The sequence below is a fragment of the Desulfovibrio inopinatus DSM 10711 genome (assembly GCF_000429305.1).
Classification (GTDB): Bacteria; Desulfobacterota; Desulfovibrionia; order Desulfovibrionales; family Desulfovibrionaceae; genus Alteridesulfovibrio; species Alteridesulfovibrio inopinatus.
The window spans coordinates 328,262-342,758 of record NZ_KE386878.1; the positions used below are offsets into that span (position 1 = coordinate 328,262).

18 protein-coding genes are annotated in these 14,497 nt (G+C 49.9%); 9 read left to right on the top strand and 9 right to left on the bottom strand.

Annotation, left to right across the window (positions count from 1 at the left end):
• Nucleotides 1-44: 44 nt before the first annotated feature.
• On the top strand, nucleotides 45-710 hold the full coding sequence (locus G451_RS0122080; protein WP_034643396.1) for a DedA family protein: 666 nt from the start codon (nucleotides 45-47) through the stop codon (nucleotides 708-710).
• A 46-nt stretch (nucleotides 711-756) separates the two neighbouring features.
• On the opposite strand, the gene cmk is transcribed toward G451_RS0122080, so the two are convergent.
• The 3 genes from cmk to G451_RS0122095 form a co-directional block, all read right to left on the bottom strand.
• The gene (gene cmk / locus G451_RS0122085; protein ID WP_034643398.1) at nucleotides 757-1,416 is read right to left on the bottom strand and encodes a (d)CMP kinase; all 660 of its coding nucleotides are present in this window, start codon (nucleotides 1,414-1,416) and stop codon (nucleotides 757-759) included.
• A 3-nt stretch (nucleotides 1,417-1,419) separates the two neighbouring features.
• Nucleotides 1,420-2,538, bottom strand: coding sequence for a histidinol-phosphate transaminase (hisC, locus tag G451_RS0122090; RefSeq protein WP_027185956.1), 1,119 nt, complete (start codon nucleotides 2,536-2,538; stop codon nucleotides 1,420-1,422).
• A 168-nt stretch (nucleotides 2,539-2,706) separates the two neighbouring features.
• A complete protein-coding gene (locus G451_RS0122095; RefSeq protein WP_027185957.1) occupies nucleotides 2,707-3,159 on the bottom strand; it encodes a universal stress protein in 453 nt (150 codons plus the stop codon).
• A gap of 284 nt (nucleotides 3,160-3,443) precedes the next feature.
• Here G451_RS0122095 and G451_RS0122100 point away from each other — a divergent pair, with 284 nt between their 5' ends.
• Nucleotides 3,444-3,926, top strand: a complete 483-nt coding sequence (locus tag G451_RS0122100; RefSeq protein ID WP_027185958.1) for a hypothetical protein — start codon at nucleotides 3,444-3,446, stop codon at nucleotides 3,924-3,926.
• 103 nt (nucleotides 3,927-4,029) lie between these two features.
• Here the strand turns inward: G451_RS0122100 and thpR are convergent, their stop codons facing one another.
• Nucleotides 4,030-4,593, bottom strand: a complete 564-nt coding sequence (thpR, locus tag G451_RS0122105; protein WP_027185959.1) for an RNA 2',3'-cyclic phosphodiesterase — start codon at nucleotides 4,591-4,593, stop codon at nucleotides 4,030-4,032.
• Between the two features lie 137 nt (nucleotides 4,594-4,730).
• Here thpR and purD point away from each other — a divergent pair, with 137 nt between their 5' ends.
• On the top strand, nucleotides 4,731-6,002 hold the full coding sequence (purD, locus tag G451_RS0122110; RefSeq protein WP_027185960.1) for a phosphoribosylamine--glycine ligase: 1,272 nt from the start codon (nucleotides 4,731-4,733) through the stop codon (nucleotides 6,000-6,002).
• A 6-nt stretch (nucleotides 6,003-6,008) separates the two neighbouring features.
• A complete protein-coding gene (purE, locus tag G451_RS0122115) occupies nucleotides 6,009-6,497 on the top strand; it encodes a 5-(carboxyamino)imidazole ribonucleotide mutase (protein ID WP_027185961.1) in 489 nt (162 codons plus the stop codon).
• A 105-nt stretch (nucleotides 6,498-6,602) separates the two neighbouring features.
• Here purE and G451_RS31035 read toward each other — a convergent pair whose 3' ends face one another.
• From G451_RS31035 to G451_RS0122140, 4 genes are all read right to left on the bottom strand, one after another.
• Nucleotides 6,603-6,848 (bottom strand): hypothetical protein, encoded by a 246-nt coding sequence (locus G451_RS31035; protein WP_051261769.1) that lies wholly within the window; start codon nucleotides 6,846-6,848, stop codon nucleotides 6,603-6,605.
• 107 nt (nucleotides 6,849-6,955) lie between these two features.
• The gene (locus G451_RS0122125; RefSeq protein WP_027185962.1) at nucleotides 6,956-7,741 is read right to left on the bottom strand and encodes an ABC transporter permease; all 786 of its coding nucleotides are present in this window, start codon (nucleotides 7,739-7,741) and stop codon (nucleotides 6,956-6,958) included.
• Nucleotides 7,738-8,409, bottom strand: a complete 672-nt coding sequence (locus G451_RS0122130; protein ID WP_027185963.1) for an ABC transporter ATP-binding protein — start codon at nucleotides 8,407-8,409, stop codon at nucleotides 7,738-7,740. The genes G451_RS0122125 and G451_RS0122130 overlap by 4 nt, the downstream gene beginning before the upstream one ends.
• A gap of 198 nt (nucleotides 8,410-8,607) precedes the next feature.
• Nucleotides 8,608-9,015 (bottom strand): Ros/MucR family transcriptional regulator, encoded by a 408-nt coding sequence (locus tag G451_RS0122140; protein ID WP_027185964.1) that lies wholly within the window; start codon nucleotides 9,013-9,015, stop codon nucleotides 8,608-8,610.
• A 159-nt stretch (nucleotides 9,016-9,174) separates the two neighbouring features.
• On the opposite strand from G451_RS0122140, the gene G451_RS0122145 reads away from it, so the two are divergent.
• Nucleotides 9,175-9,867 (top strand): PHP domain-containing protein, encoded by a 693-nt coding sequence (locus G451_RS0122145; RefSeq protein WP_027185965.1) that lies wholly within the window; start codon nucleotides 9,175-9,177, stop codon nucleotides 9,865-9,867.
• Nucleotides 9,868-9,984: 117 nt separating this feature from the next.
• Here the strand turns inward: G451_RS0122145 and G451_RS0122150 are convergent, their stop codons facing one another.
• The gene (locus tag G451_RS0122150; protein ID WP_027185966.1) at nucleotides 9,985-10,842 is read right to left on the bottom strand and encodes an EAL domain-containing protein; all 858 of its coding nucleotides are present in this window, start codon (nucleotides 10,840-10,842) and stop codon (nucleotides 9,985-9,987) included.
• Between the two features lie 313 nt (nucleotides 10,843-11,155).
• Between G451_RS0122150 and G451_RS0122155 the strand changes: the two genes are divergently transcribed.
• The 4 genes from G451_RS0122155 to G451_RS0122170 all read left to right on the top strand — a co-directional run bounded on the left by G451_RS0122155 (nucleotide 11,156) and on the right by G451_RS0122170 (nucleotide 14,404).
• On the top strand, nucleotides 11,156-11,983 hold the full coding sequence (locus G451_RS0122155) for a methyltransferase domain-containing protein (protein WP_027185967.1): 828 nt from the start codon (nucleotides 11,156-11,158) through the stop codon (nucleotides 11,981-11,983).
• A 20-nt stretch (nucleotides 11,984-12,003) separates the two neighbouring features.
• Nucleotides 12,004-12,684: a class I SAM-dependent methyltransferase gene (locus tag G451_RS0122160; RefSeq protein ID WP_027185968.1), complete on the top strand. Its 681-nt coding sequence runs from the start codon at nucleotides 12,004-12,006 to the stop codon at nucleotides 12,682-12,684.
• A gap of 116 nt (nucleotides 12,685-12,800) precedes the next feature.
• Nucleotides 12,801-13,520: a glycosyltransferase family 2 protein gene (locus G451_RS33255; RefSeq protein ID WP_051261770.1), complete on the top strand. Its 720-nt coding sequence runs from the start codon at nucleotides 12,801-12,803 to the stop codon at nucleotides 13,518-13,520.
• The gene (locus G451_RS0122170) at nucleotides 13,517-14,404 is read left to right on the top strand and encodes an NAD-dependent epimerase/dehydratase family protein (protein ID WP_027185969.1); all 888 of its coding nucleotides are present in this window, start codon (nucleotides 13,517-13,519) and stop codon (nucleotides 14,402-14,404) included. The genes G451_RS33255 and G451_RS0122170 overlap by 4 nt, the downstream gene beginning before the upstream one ends.
• Nucleotides 14,405-14,497: the final 93 nt, after the last annotated feature.

The following is a 14,497-nucleotide window of genomic DNA, read 5'->3' on the forward strand; positions in this document are numbered from 1 at the left end:
TGTGACAGTGGGGTTGATCTATCCTTCAACCGGTATGGAACATCATGATATCGCATTTGATGGACATTGTTTTTCATCTTGATACATATGTGGCTACGCTTGCCCAAGGCAATGTCCATATGTTGTATTTGCTTTTATTTGTTGTTGTTTTTTCTGAAACCGGACTTGTTGTCGCAACGGCTTTACCGAGTGATACCGTTCTCTTTGCATGTGCCGCTCTGTCTGCTCAAGGGATACTGTCCCTCGGAATTCTGTTCCCGCTTTTTGTCGTGGCTGCATTTTTGGGTGACACGGCTAATTATGGGATTGGATATTTTGTCGGGGAACGGTGGTTTCGTACGGGAAAAGTGCCATTTGTTTCGTCTGATCAATTGCGGACAGCCGAAGGGTTCTATGAGAAACATGGCGGACTGGCTATTGTCGGAGCTCGCTTTGTGCCGGTGCTGAGAGCACTGGCTCCTCTTACTGCGGCCATTGCGCTTATGCCGTTGTCTCGATTTCTTTTCTATAATGCCGTTGGTAAAATCCCCTGGGCTGCCCTCTATCTTGCTGGCGGCTATTTCCTTGGCCGGAGCGAGCTGGCGCAACAACATTTCGGACTTGTTGTGTTTGCCGCAATGGGGGCACCGTTTTGTATTGTTTTGATTCGGGTGAGTTGGTCATATTGGAAAAAACGAGGACGCAAAACGGCTGATGGAATGAGACAATGATTTCCCTCGTTCCATCAGCCGGAATGAATGCCAGATACTTGTGGATTTATGATTGGACGCTTTCCACGCAATGAACAATGGCGCGAAAAACGCCGTCGATATCCAATGTGGATGTGTCAATGATGACTGCATCGTCCGCAGGCTTGAGCGGGGCAATAGCTCGGTTGCGATCACGTTCGTCACGTGCGCGCACCTGCTGTTCGATACGTTGAAGGTCAGCGGGTTTGTTCATGGCCTGGAGCTGAAGAAACCGTCTTTGTGCACGTATAGCCGGATCGGCATCAAGAAAAATTTTACACTCTGCTTCCGGGAACACCACGGTTCCCATATCACGACCTTCGGCCACGAGGTTGCCATGTTGGGCCATGCGGCGTTGGGCTTTGACCATAGCTGAACGTACCGAGGTACTTTTTGCCAAAGCGGATGCGGCATTGCCGGCCTCTTCCGTGCGGATGTCTTCAGACAGAGGGACTCCATTCAGGAGGAGTACTGCATCGGGGCCTGTGCCCTGGAGAGTATAGTCCAATTTAGACAACGCGGCAGCAATCACGGTCTCGGGAAGTTCATGGACTCCAGGACCGAGAGCAAGCGCTGCCGAGCGGAACATTGCCCCTGTGTCGAGATAGGTCAGGTGAAAATAGCTGGCTGTTTTGGAGGCAAGGGTTGTTTTACCAACCCCGGCCGGTCCATCGATGGTCACTATCATAATTTATCCGTTCACTTTGAGAGTCAATGCCAACGCCTGGATGAAAGCGTTATTTTCTTCGGCTGTTCCGACACTGACTCGCATGTGCTCGGGAAGACCATAGCTGGCGAGGGGGCGGATGATGATGCCGCGATGTAAGAGAGCCTCGTGAATGGTTTTTGTGTCGGGAGCATCGTCCGGCGCTTTGAACATAACAAAATTCGCTTGGGAAGACAGCGGTGTACAGCCGAGGTCGGCAAGTCGGTTTTGCAAATCCACCCTGCCGGTAAGGACACATTCCCGTGTAGCACGACGAAAGTGAACGTCTTCAAGCGCTGCAATAGCTGCCGCTTCTGCGAGAATATTCACGCTGAAGGGGAGTTTAACCCGCATCATGGCGCTATGGAGCCAGCTTGGCATTGCTCCAAAGCCGATACGTAAGCCAGCAAGGCCATAGAGCTTGGAGAACGTGCGCAGTACGACAACGTTCTGCAGAGAATCAAGTTGGGGAAGAAGGGAATAGTCTTCTTCAGGGTCGGTAAAATCGGCATAGGCCTCATCGACGACAAGGAGACAGTTTTCGGGAAGACTTTTGGCAAGCTCAATCAAAGTATCGGCTTTCACCGCATATCCCGAAGGGTTGTCCGGGTTCGTGACGAACACAAGCCGAGTATTGTCGTCTACCAGAGAAAGCAGCGTTGCGAAGTCAAAAGAAAAATCAGCAGCAAGGCTGGTTTGTCGCAGTTCGACTCCACAAAGCTTGGCTTGCAGCTCGTACATTGAAAAGCAGGGTGAAAACGCAACCGCATTGTCTTGTCCCGGACGACACACGACGCGATAGAGCAAATCAATGATTTCGTCAGAACCGTTTCCGGTTACAACCGACCCGGCTGAAAGTGCGAACGTGCTTTCGATAGCTTTATTGAGATGGGGGTTGCCGGATTGCGGATAGCGAAAACCGAATGCAGCTTTTTCCTTAATTGCTTTTTGGGCCAGGGGCGACGTTCCCAACGGGTTTTCGTTGCTGGCCATTTTAATGACTGTATCCAGACCGTATTTTTCCTTGATCTCATCAATGGAGAGGCCTGGAACATAGGGGGTGAATGCGGCAACTTCGGGCCGCAAAAGACGATTCATATCCATTGTCTCACAACCTCATGGGCAAAAAGTGTCCCAGCGTCATATACTTAAACAGGAACATGAGGCAAGAAGGGCGCTCGGGGCTGGGCGGTAAGATACCGACCTGTCCCGAGCGTAAGATTGCTGGTGTTTACAGAAGGGAGATCGCAAACACCGCATAAGGTGAAGGAGTTATCCTTTCTTGCTTGCCGGGTGTACAGTCAGAACGGGGCAGGATGCGCCTTTGACAACTTTTTCCGCAACCGAACCGAACAAGATGAGATCGATACCCTTTCTGCCATGTGTTCCCATAACAATCATGTCACAATTTTCTTCTTCCGCTGCATTCAAGATCTCTTCCGCAGCGTATCCGGTGATAACTTTGCCTTTCACATTGTTTCCGGCAAAATGTTCTTCAAGGAATTCATTCATGGTTTTGTCGGCGCCGGAAACAATTTCACCGACAAAGTCTTCAATGGAACTGGGGGGAACATGGAAACCGAGGTATTCACTAAGCGATGGAGCAACATACAGACAAAGAATTTCAGCGTCGTCGCATTTGGCAAGTGTTTTCGCATATTCAGCCACATGCGGACTATGATCAGAAAAATCAACGGCACACAGAATTTTCTTGAGAGTGACCATATCGGCCTCCGCTTTAGATCGTTAGCAGCCGGAAGATATCGGTGCGCGGCTGTTTCGCATCTTCTTTTTTGCCAAAACCACACACGATAGACAAGCCTTTTCATGTGCGTTATTTTCTGAATACACAACATATATAGTTTGGTTGTTTGCATTACATAACAATGGGCAATTCTTTCCCCGGTGTATAATGATAAAGTTATGAAATTCATGGTGATAGCGAAATCCATGTGTTTGGCAAGCCTCTTGCATGTAACAATGCGAACCCCAGGGCGAGGAGTAGGCAAATGAAAGTACAATTCGATCAATTACAAGCTCTCTACCAAGGGACCGAGGCGAAGAAAGCCAAGGATTCTTCGGGAGAAACCTTTGAAGACATTCTTGCTCGACAGCTTGAACAGGTTTCAGGGGATACATCGAAGAGTGCGCTTGTACCGCCTCCCGGTCAAGGCATGGTGGAGTTAACGTCCCTCATGCAGCAGGCTGCGCAACAGTCTTCAGACTCGACCACTGTGGAGAGTACCGTCATGGCAAACGTCGAAAATTTGCTGAGCGAATGGGAAAATTATGCCGACCAGCTTGGTTCTGGCCAGGAAGGCAACTTGCGCAAGGCCTACGACGTACTGGAAAATATTCGAAATGGGGTAGAAAAACTCAAGGACGAGACCCCGAAATTAGGGCAGGGAAGCCCGCTGAACTCGCTGGTCAACGAGATGGAAGTTTTGGCCGTCACGGAACAGATCAAGTTCAACCGGGGCGACTATATCTAACGGGCCGCCCCCCCCTGGGGAAGGTTCGTAGTGAGGACCTGCCCAACTTGTCCTGCTTCGAATGTCCCAACGCTCCCGAGCATTTTTGCTTCGGGAGCGTTTTTTATGCGTCATCGGCGTCGTATTGAGCCAAAGCCGTATGGATGGCGCCGTGAGGCGTGAGACGACTTTCAAAGAGCGTAAATGCATCAATTATCATTTCTGGCCATGGCATTTTTGTAATGGTTTGTTCGAACTCATTCCAATTGTCCTGTCGTGACGGACGTTTTATTCGACAAATGGTCCAATGTGGACGAAAGGGACGTGTTTCAGGTTCATACCCAAGACGGACAAGTTCATTTTCGATATCTTTCGCCAACGTGATAAGCTGTTCCTTGCCTGTGGAGACCCCGACCCATGCAACACGAGGGCGGCGTATGTCTGGAAAATAGCCCCCGCCAGATAGATGAATGGAAAAAGGAGCAAAGTTGATGGATGCTAATATGCTCGCGATGTCTTCTGTCTTATCTGGGGCGATATCACCGAGAAATTTAAGTGTAAGATGCCAGGAAACCGGTTTTGACCACGTGAGTGAGGAGTGTAAAAGAGGCTTTGCATTTTGGATACATGCCGTTAACGCCGACTTTGCCTGATCTGATGCCGGAATACCAATGAAGAGTCGGGGCATGGTGCAACCTTTTGATATGCAGTTTGTGTATGGTGCGTGTCGAAATGGGGATTACGTATTGCCAATGTCCTTAATTGCATTCTCATGAAATACAGGCTAGGGCAACGCCCGAAGCCTATTGAAGCAAAGGAGTCGCCATGAAAATATTGATCGTCGGAGCCGGAGGCCGGGAACATGCCCTGGCTTGGAAACTTTCCCAAAGTCCGTTGGTGGATGAGCTGTTCATCGCTCCCGGAAACGGGGGGACGGTGCTGGAAGGGACGAACGTGGCTATAAAAGATGATGACCTGCCCGGCATTGTCGCATTGGCCCAGGAAAAGCAGGTTGATCTTGTCGTCCCTGGTCCGGAGTTACCGTTGGTGCTGGGACTGCAAAACGCCTTAGAGGCGCATAATATAGCCTGTTTCGGGCCGAGTGCTTACGCGGCTCAACTTGAAGGGTCAAAGGCCTTTTCCAAGACGATCATGCGTGAAGCGGGTGTCCCCACGGCGGATTTTGCTGTTTTTGATGAATTCGAGGATGCAAAAAATTACCTTGAAAGGCAGACTTTTCCGATTGTTGTCAAAGCTGACGGTTTGGCTGCAGGCAAGGGCGTTGTCGTTGCACATACCAAAGAGGAAGCTTTGGATGCATTGCAATCGATGATGATCGATAAAGCTTTCGGCATGGCAGGCAAGCGTGTAGTCATTGAAGAAGCATTGGTCGGTGAAGAGGCATCATTTCTTGCCTTTTGTGATGGCGAACATTGCGTTCCCATGACCGCCTGCCAAGACCATAAGGCCGTTGGTGAAGGTGATACCGGCCCGAACACGGGAGGTATGGGAGCATATTGCCCAGCCCCCATTTTGCCGGAATCAGAATACGCCAAGACGACTGATCTCGTCATCAAACCGATTTTGGAAGCGCTGAAAAAGCGTGGAGCGCCTTTTCAAGGTATCCTGTACGCCGGTCTCATGATGACGGCCGATGGTCCGAAGGTGCTTGAATATAACGCGCGCTTCGGCGATCCGGAATGCCAGCCGCTTTTGATGCGTTTGGAGTCGGATTTGGCCGAAATTATGCTTGCCTGCTGTCAGGGACGTCTGCATGAGGTGGAAGTGAAGTGGACGCCGCAAACGGCATTGTGCGTCGTCATGGCGGCAAAGGGATATCCGGGATCATACTCCAAGGGGATGGCTATCTCCGGTATTGACACGGCAGAAAAGCTCGATGGAGTGAAGGTTTTTCAGGCCGGGACAACGGTCGCGGAGGCCGGAACGGTAACATCGGGGGGCCGTGTTCTGGGAGTAACGGCTTTAGGTGACAATCTTGCTGATGCGAAAAAACAGGCCTACCAGGCAGTTGACCTGGTGTCGTTTGAAAACGGTTTTTATCGTCGTGATATCGGCGACAAAGGGCTTGCGAGGTAATAACACATGGCCAAAGTTGCGATTTTTATGGGGAGCATTTCGGACGAGCCGATTATGCGTCCATGTTCAGATGTCTTGAAAGAACTCGACATTGAGCACGTATTTACGGTGACATCCGCCCATCGTACGCCTGAACGTACCGAAAAACTTGTGTCTGATCTTGAAGCAGACGGGTGTCAGGTGTTCATTTGTGCGGCTGGCATGGCTGCTCATTTGGCTGGAGCCGTTGCAGCCAGGACAACCAAGCCCGTTATCGGCGTTCCCATCGCGGCTTCGGCATTAGGCGGTATGGATGCGCTGTTAGCTACAGTCCAGATGCCTCCCGGGTTTCCTGTTGGCACTGTGGCTCTCGACAAAGCTGGTGCAAAAAATGCCGCATGGATGGCTGTGCAAATCTTGGCGCTCAATGATCCTGAACTCACGAAAAAGCTGGCTGATGAGCGTCAAAAGCTCAAAGATGCTGTGATAAAGTCGGCTGAAGAGCTTACGGCGTAATTCTGGTATCTCGCGGGGATGGTGACGCCCCGTTCGTAATAAAGAGTACTTTCACGTCGGCCAGTCTCGGTGAACGAGGCTGGCCGACGTTGTTGTGTTTGCATTTCAATGCGGACGACAGAAAATTTGGGGTGGATCGTAGTCTCGTACGACGTGAGTGTCGTAATTCGGTTCCTCGGGTGAACACTCGGGGCACCCATCACATACAAGCAGACAGGTCGCATCAAGTGAATCCGGGGCAACCCCGAGATCAAGAACCATCTCGGTCGAGTCGCCAGGTTCGAGGATTATCGGACGGCCGCATCGGCCGCATTCCATGAACAATAGTTCTGGGTCGAATGCCTTGATCATGAGGGTACTCCTTATGTCTCGGGTTCGACCTTTCCTTCTTCTGCGTACATTGAAAATCTCATAGCCATACGTCCTTGGCAAGATGAATTTCGGTTCAACTGGTTCGATTATGGGCGAAGACAGAGATACTGCCCCTTGCCGAATGTACGACGTCGGATGAGATGGATGACGAGGATACAGGTTAAAGCGCATGATCCCACAAGCATGAGCATCACAACGATTTGATAGCGAATGGCAATCATGGGATCGGCACCCGCCAGAATTTGGCCCGACATCATGCCGGGGATAAACACAACACCGACTCCCATCATGGAATTGATTGAGGGGATCATCCCGGAGCGTAAGGCATCCCGGACGATATCATCGCTCGCTTCGGCCATACTTGCGCCCAGAGCAAGCTTCATTTCAATGATATCACGCTTGGTCCGTATATCGGAGAAAAAACGTTCGAGACAGATGGCCAGTGCTGTCATGGAGTTTCCTACGACCATACCACCGAGTGGGATAAAGTATTCAGCCCGCCACCACGGCTTCGCTTGAACAACAAGTCCCGTGACCATGACGGCAACGAGGGCGTAGCCCAAAAACATGGACCAAAAGACGGGCATGGTGAAGGAGACATCTTTTTCTTTGACACGCCCCTTGACGATACGGGCAGCGAAGATCACCATAATGATGAAAAGTCCGAGGACAAAGCCGATCGATTGGTGCGCAAAGAGAAATGAAAGGACAAATCCCATGAGAAAAAGTTGGGCAAAAGTCCGAACGGTACCTATGGCAATGTCGCGTTCCAAACCAAGGGATTTAGCAAAAGATGTCCCTGCGGCCATGAGGACGAAAATCAGTCCAAGGCCCAGTTGCCAAGGACCAATGTCATGAGTGTGAAAGGTCATGTGATCTCCTTGGCTACCCCATTGTCAATGAGGAGTGTTTTGGGGGCAACACGCTGTGGTGTAAACGATGTATCATGGGTTACAAATAGAACCGCCAGGCCGCGTTCAAGAACGAGGCGTTGTGCCATCGTTTCCACGATTTCTTTGCTTTTTGCATCGAGGGCGCTTGTCGGCTCATCCAGAAGCAATACCTCTGGGGCGAGTAACAAGGCACGAACAAAGCACAGACGTTGTTTTTGGCCAACGGAAAGCGTTGGAGCAGGATCTGTTAAGTCAACCGTTTCCAAGAGAACCTCGCGGAGATGGGCTTCAAGGGTCATTTCATCAGGTATGGGGATGTGCGCATTGGCTTTGAGGCTGAATGGATAGAGAAGATTTTTACAAACACTCCCGGCGAGCACAACTGGAGTTTGTTGGAGTAAAGCTACCCGTCGGCGCAAATCCGGAGGAGCAAGTTCACGAATGTCTTGTCCTTTGAAAAAAATGTGTCCTGCTGATGGGTCATCAAGACGGCAGAGAAGCCGGAGAAGGCTCGATTTTCCACTGCCGGATGGGCCTTTGACCATCGTAAACGTGGCTTCATCGAGCGTGAGGGTGAGGTCTCGGAAAATTGGTTTTTCCGGCCTTGGCGCATATTCAACATGGCGTATTTCGAAGAGAGGGGGCATGGAAGCTCGCTTGAAGAACGTTAGTGATGAGCAAAAAAATGTTCAATTCTATTGAGGCATGCCAAAATCGGGGCGTGCTATCAAGCAAAACGAAAGCCCGAAGCGTACTTCGGGCTTTCTGGGGTGCTGCAGCGATGCTTTTTATCTGCTTTGCCCTGCGCGACAAAGCTATTTCAAAGCAATGGGTTGTGTAAAATGTTAGTTGTTGTTGTTTGCTTTGATCCGTTTTTCCCAAAGCCGCATATCTTTCATTTTCTTGCGGCGCTCACGTTGCAGTTCTTTGCAAACGAGCGGGAGGTTCTTGGCATAACCCCATTTTTCACGATACTCTTCAGGAGTAAGGCCAAACTTGCTCAAATGCTTTTTTGTCAGAATCTTAAAAGGCTTTCCAGATTCAAGGCAAATGATGCTTTTTTCACGAATAGCCTTTTTGGGGTCGACAGGAGGCGCCGCGGGTTTTTCAGCCTCGGCATCACTGCCATCGCCAATGGAACGGATGCCATCGGCGAGTTTTTTCACCATAGAAGCAATTTCTTCTTCTGTCATGTTTCGGACGCTAGCCTGAGCTTTGACAATCTCCAAGGCTTCCTTCAAATAATCTTCCATTTGAGACTCCTTCAATTCCTTACGCTGCAACATTCAAAACTTGCGCTTCTGTATACATAATGCAGAAGCAAAACCTTTTCAACATGAATTTGCTCTGCACTGCATTATCGAATGAACCGCATTATACCGATAAGCGGTGAAGGGAAATAGAGGTGGTCAATGCAAATCGATTTTCATGTTCATACATCAGTACACTCGGCGTGTGCAATCATGGAACCGGAAGAGGTATGTCAGACAGCATTGGAATGCCGTTTGTCCGGTGTCGTATTTACAGAACATCATGCTACTTGGCCACGAGAAGAGCTCAATCGTCTTGAAGAGAAATATCCCGGCATTCGATTATATGGTGGAGTGGAATGGTCGTTGGCCGAAGGGTATGATATTCTTGCTATTTCTAAGGCTCCTTTGCCTGATCTCGCGCCGTTTTCGCCCCTGGGGGAGGTCATAGAGCACCTCACCCCGATTCGAGAACAGACGGTCCTCATTGCAGCACACCCCTTTCGCTTTACTGACTTCATCGATGCTGGCCTTGATCATGTCTTGCGTGTTTGCGATGCCATAGAGTCAGCGTCCGGGAATATCATGCGCGCCGGATTTATCCAATCCGGAAATCTCTTCATTTCAACGCGCGGTAAACTGTATGCCGAGGCGTCAAGGCTGTATGATCTCACGCCGTTATGCAATTCAGACGGGCATATGACAGAGGCTTTGGGAACGTTTGCCAATATCTATCCCGATGCCCCAATGGGCGACCAAGCATGGCTCGTTGATCTTTTGCGAACTGTCAAGCCAAAACCGTGGCAAAACCCGCAACGTGTTCGTACTTATCTTCAGAGAAAAGGCTATTTATAAGAGGGAAGATTGTCCGGAAAGGCGTGCAACGAACAAAGCAGGCGGCGAACGCGTGAGGGCTACGAGTTCGCCGCCTGCTTGGTAAGCTCGGCTCAAGACGTTGGAGAGGGCTTTCCGTTAATCTTGAGTTAAGAGGGCTTGGGCTCGCGACAAGACGAGCGGTTCCGAGAAATATGTCCCTTGGCCGTAGGTGCATCCCATAGAGCCGAGGATTTCTTGTTGGCGTTGTGAAGTCACTCCACGTATTGCCACATTCATCAGCAAATTATCGGCAAGCTGTATGGCATTTTCGAGCCATTCGAAGCCGGATTCGCTTGTGTTGAACACATCCTGCTCGATCGTCAGAATATCCATCGGCAGGCTTTCCAGGATACTGGAGGGCCAGGCATCGGGGCCAATGCCCGTCAAGCCAAGACGAACCCCAGCTTGTTTAAGCCGCAGAAGTCGACCGAGACTAAACCCGGGGTCTGCCATAACGATATCGTGTTCGAAAAAGAGCGCGAGCGAGTTGATTTCTGCCTCATGCTCATTGAGTAATGCTTCAATCCTATTGGGAAACTGAGGATCAAAAAACTGTCTCCCCGAGAGTGGGACGGCCATAAAGACGTCCGATGTTTGAGGGGAGGGTGCTTCGTTTTTAAGAGTTTGCAGAGCTTCCAAAGCTTTTTGCGCAATTGTCCAGCACACGGGCTTGATTCGACCGGATTCTTCGGCCATGGCAAGGTGGCTGGTGGGGACAATGGGCTCAAGAAGTGCGTTTTGCCATCGCATCTTGGCTTCAAATCCGCAGACCGATAAACCGGATAAGCAATAAAAAGGCTGAAACAAGACTCGTAAGGTAAGGCGTGAGGCTTCCGTATTTTCGGTTTTTCCCGGATACGCATTTTCATGCCTTCTCTCGGGATCTGCGGAAAGCGAACCAGCCTTGGAAAGTGTAGGCTGGCGCTGTTCAGAGACTTTTGTATACGGTTTCACGGGTATCACCTTCGTTTTATTTGTACGTTTTTTTCTTTAATCATCAAAAAGCGTGCCACTTTGTATTATTGAAAAAGGCTGTAATGTTAGGTGATTGCTGATGGTTGTATGTGTCCTGAAAAGAGGATTAGATTGAGGTGTCTTGTTTTGTCCTGAAAATGAGACTGTTAAGGGGGCTTGCTTTGCCGGCGCAAGGCCTATAGGACTGCGGTCCAGAAACAAAAAAACGGGTTAACCAAATCATGCTGCCGCGAGTCTTTGCCAAACACGATGTTTTTTCTGTGCAAAGACGGGCTTGGAGTGAAGAGAAGGTATGGAAATACGGGTTTGTCCTGTCTGCGGGCATGGAAAAAAAGAACTGATGCGGCTTGATGACACTGTTATCTGTGAGTGCACAGGATGCGGGCATGTCTTTACAGGACATGTCGATATAACACCTGAGGCGATTTACACAGATGATTATTTTACGGAAAAGCATAAAAATTGGTTTGCCAACCCGGATCGTGTCCTGTTTGCCGAAATACGAGATCAAATTCGTGATCATTGCGGAGATCAGGCCCGTATACTTGATGTCGGCTGCGGACAGGGGACCTTTTTAGCATTTTTGCGTGATGCTGGACTCACCGACCTGACTGGCCTTGATATTATTGATGTCAACGTTCCGAAAATTCGAACAATCAAGTCTGCCATTGAGGATTTCGAAACGGATGAAACATTTGATGCCGTGACCTCGTTGGCCAATATTGAACATATTCCCGATGCCAAAGGGTATATGGATAAAATGGCGCGTCTCGTCAGACCGGGAGGAGTGGTTGTCATCTATACCGTCAATGAGAAAAGCTTGATCTATCGCTTAGCGCGTATGCTGTACGGTATTGGTATCCCGTTTGCGGCAAAACGTTTGTACGAACCGCACCATGTTAACCATTTTTCAGTGGAATCATTGGCGGCTCTGGCGAAAACGAGTCAACTTGAAACGGCCTTTGTCCGGTTACGTAATATTCCAACCCGAGCCATTGATATTGATCCGTCTCCCATGGGAGCGGTTGTCCGTACAGCCATTGTCTCCATTCAGAGTGCTGCCGAACTGGTGGGCATGCAGACGTTGCAAATGGCCGTTTTCACAAAGTCAAAGTCGTAAGTGTACGCGGAGAGAAAGCCTTGAGCGAGAACAAGGAGACGCGTTTCGACGCTTTTGCCGAGAACTACCGGGATGTCATGCAAACCGGTTTGGGGCAGTTTGGCGATGTTGACTATTACAGCATGCAAAAGGCGCGATTGACATGCCGATGGTGCGCTGTCCAGCCTGGCCGTGTTCTCGATTATGGTTGTGGTACCGGTGGAAATTTGGCGGCGCTGTGTCACGTGTTCCCGGCAGCGGAAGTCTGTGGATGCGATGTTTCGGAAAAGTCATTGGCAACGGCCAAGGCTGATCATCCTGCCGTCAATTTTTTTAGTGTCGGCGATGAGTGCATGGAGAAAACATTTGATCTTGTTTTCATTGCCAATGTGCTGCACCACGTTCTTCCACAGGACCGTACACAGTTTATGGAGCAGGTATGCACTCACGTCCGCCCGGGAGGGGAGATCTTTATTTTCGAGCATAATCCTTTCAATCCTGTCACCAAGCGAATTGTGGACACGTGCCCATTGGATGAAGACGCGGTTTTACTTATGCCTCGAGAAACGACGCGATTGTGTTCCGGGGTCGGATTGCGTATTCAAGCGACCCGCTTCACCTTGTTTTTTCCTCCTCGACTCAAGCGGTTGGATGTGCTTGAGCGGTTTCTCGGGTGGATACCCATGGGGGGACAATACATGGTGCAGGCTACGAAGCCGTAACCGGCCGCCTGATACCGAGCGGGACAAGAAAAAATATTGAGACGACCATAGTCTTCTGTTAGGCTCCGTGTGCTATTAGGAGTTATGCCAACCCCCAAACAGACCGAGATCCGACGTTGCCTCCACATCTTTCCGTAGTTGTATTGTGCTATAAGGCCAAAGAGCAGGCTCGACCGTTTACGGCGAAAGTCGTTGAACAGGTCGAATCCATTACTTCTGATTGGGAAATCGTTCTCGTCGGGAATTACAATGCCGGCGACGAAACGGATACAACCCCGCACGTCGTCCGTGAACTGGCATCGTCTGATCCACGTATCAAGGCTCTGACGTTGGTCAAAGAAGGTATGATGGGGTGGGATGCAAGAACGGGGCTTGATGCTGCCACGGGAGATATCATTTGTTTGATCGATGGAGATGAACAAATGCCTCCTGAAGATATTCAGCGTGTGTATGATAAATTGAAAGCCGAGGGGCTTGATGTTGTCAGCACCTATAGAGCCGACCGGCGTGATGGCCTTGTTCGTCGCCTGAATAGCCAAGCATACAATCTGGTTTTTCGAATCCTGTTTCCAGGACTGAAGTCCAGCGATATCAACTCCAAGCCAAAGATATTTACCCGCGCTTTTTTTGAAAAACTCAACCTGGTTTCAGATGATTGGTTTCTTGATGCAGAAATTATGATCCAAGTCCGTCGGTATGGCGCTGCATTTGGAGAAATTCCGACAGTGTTCCATGAGGCAAAAAACCGGCGTTCATTTGTTCGACTTGGTGCCGTCATGGAATTTGTCAGTAACTTGGTTCGTGCACGTCTTCGCGAATTTACCGTCAAACGATGAGGATTTTTCTCACTGGAGCCTCCGGCGGTCTGGGACAATGCCTTCTTCCTCGACTCGTCGCGGCCGGACACCATATTGTGGTTCTCGTGCGCAATCCCGAAGTCTTTCACTCCCGTGAACGCGTGGTCGTGGTGGCTGGAGATATTTGTAAGCCGGAAACCTACGCGCATGCTTTGTACGATATTGATGTCATTCTGCATTTGGCGGCATTGACGCACAGTTCGAAATTACAAGACTATACGGCGGTCAATGATCAGGCCACGGCTGATTTGATTCGACAAGCTCAAAATACCAATTTTAGTGGACGTTTTGTTTACGTGAGTACACGGGCCGCGCATCCAGAATGTGGCGGATACGGTGCCTCGAAAGCTGCGGCCGAAAAGCATGTTCGCGAGAGTGGGTTCGACTTTACCATCTTGAGACCTGCTGAAGTATACGGAACGGCAAAACCTGAAGCGGTGAGTAAGCTCGCTCATGCTGCCGCATCCGGTTTCTGTGTCATGCTGCCGGGGGCTGGGCATTATACGCTTGCTCCTGTGTATGCTGAAAACGTCCATGATGCTCTCTTGGCCAGTCTCGAAAGCCCAGCGGCATCTCAACAAACCTATGATCTTGCTGGTCCAGATGTTCTGACGTGCCGTGAGTTCGTCAAACGCATCATGGAGGCGAAAAATCGTAAACGACCGATTTTCCCCATTCCTTTGATTCTTCTTGCCTGGGCAGCTCGCCTTTTTGCACTCATCGGCATGAAGCACCCCCCGCTAACAGCCGATCAGATTCCTCGTTTAACCTGCCAAAAAAGCGCCGATATCGAACCAGCCGGGCGTGATCTCAACTATTATCCCATAGATATCGAAACAGCCTTGTCCCAGGGGCTTTTATAAAACCTTCCGTACTTTCTCTTGTCGAGAGCTGAGAGCAAAGCGCTACACGTAATGTGAAGCGCTTTGTTGGAAAATTGATTCTGATCAAGATGA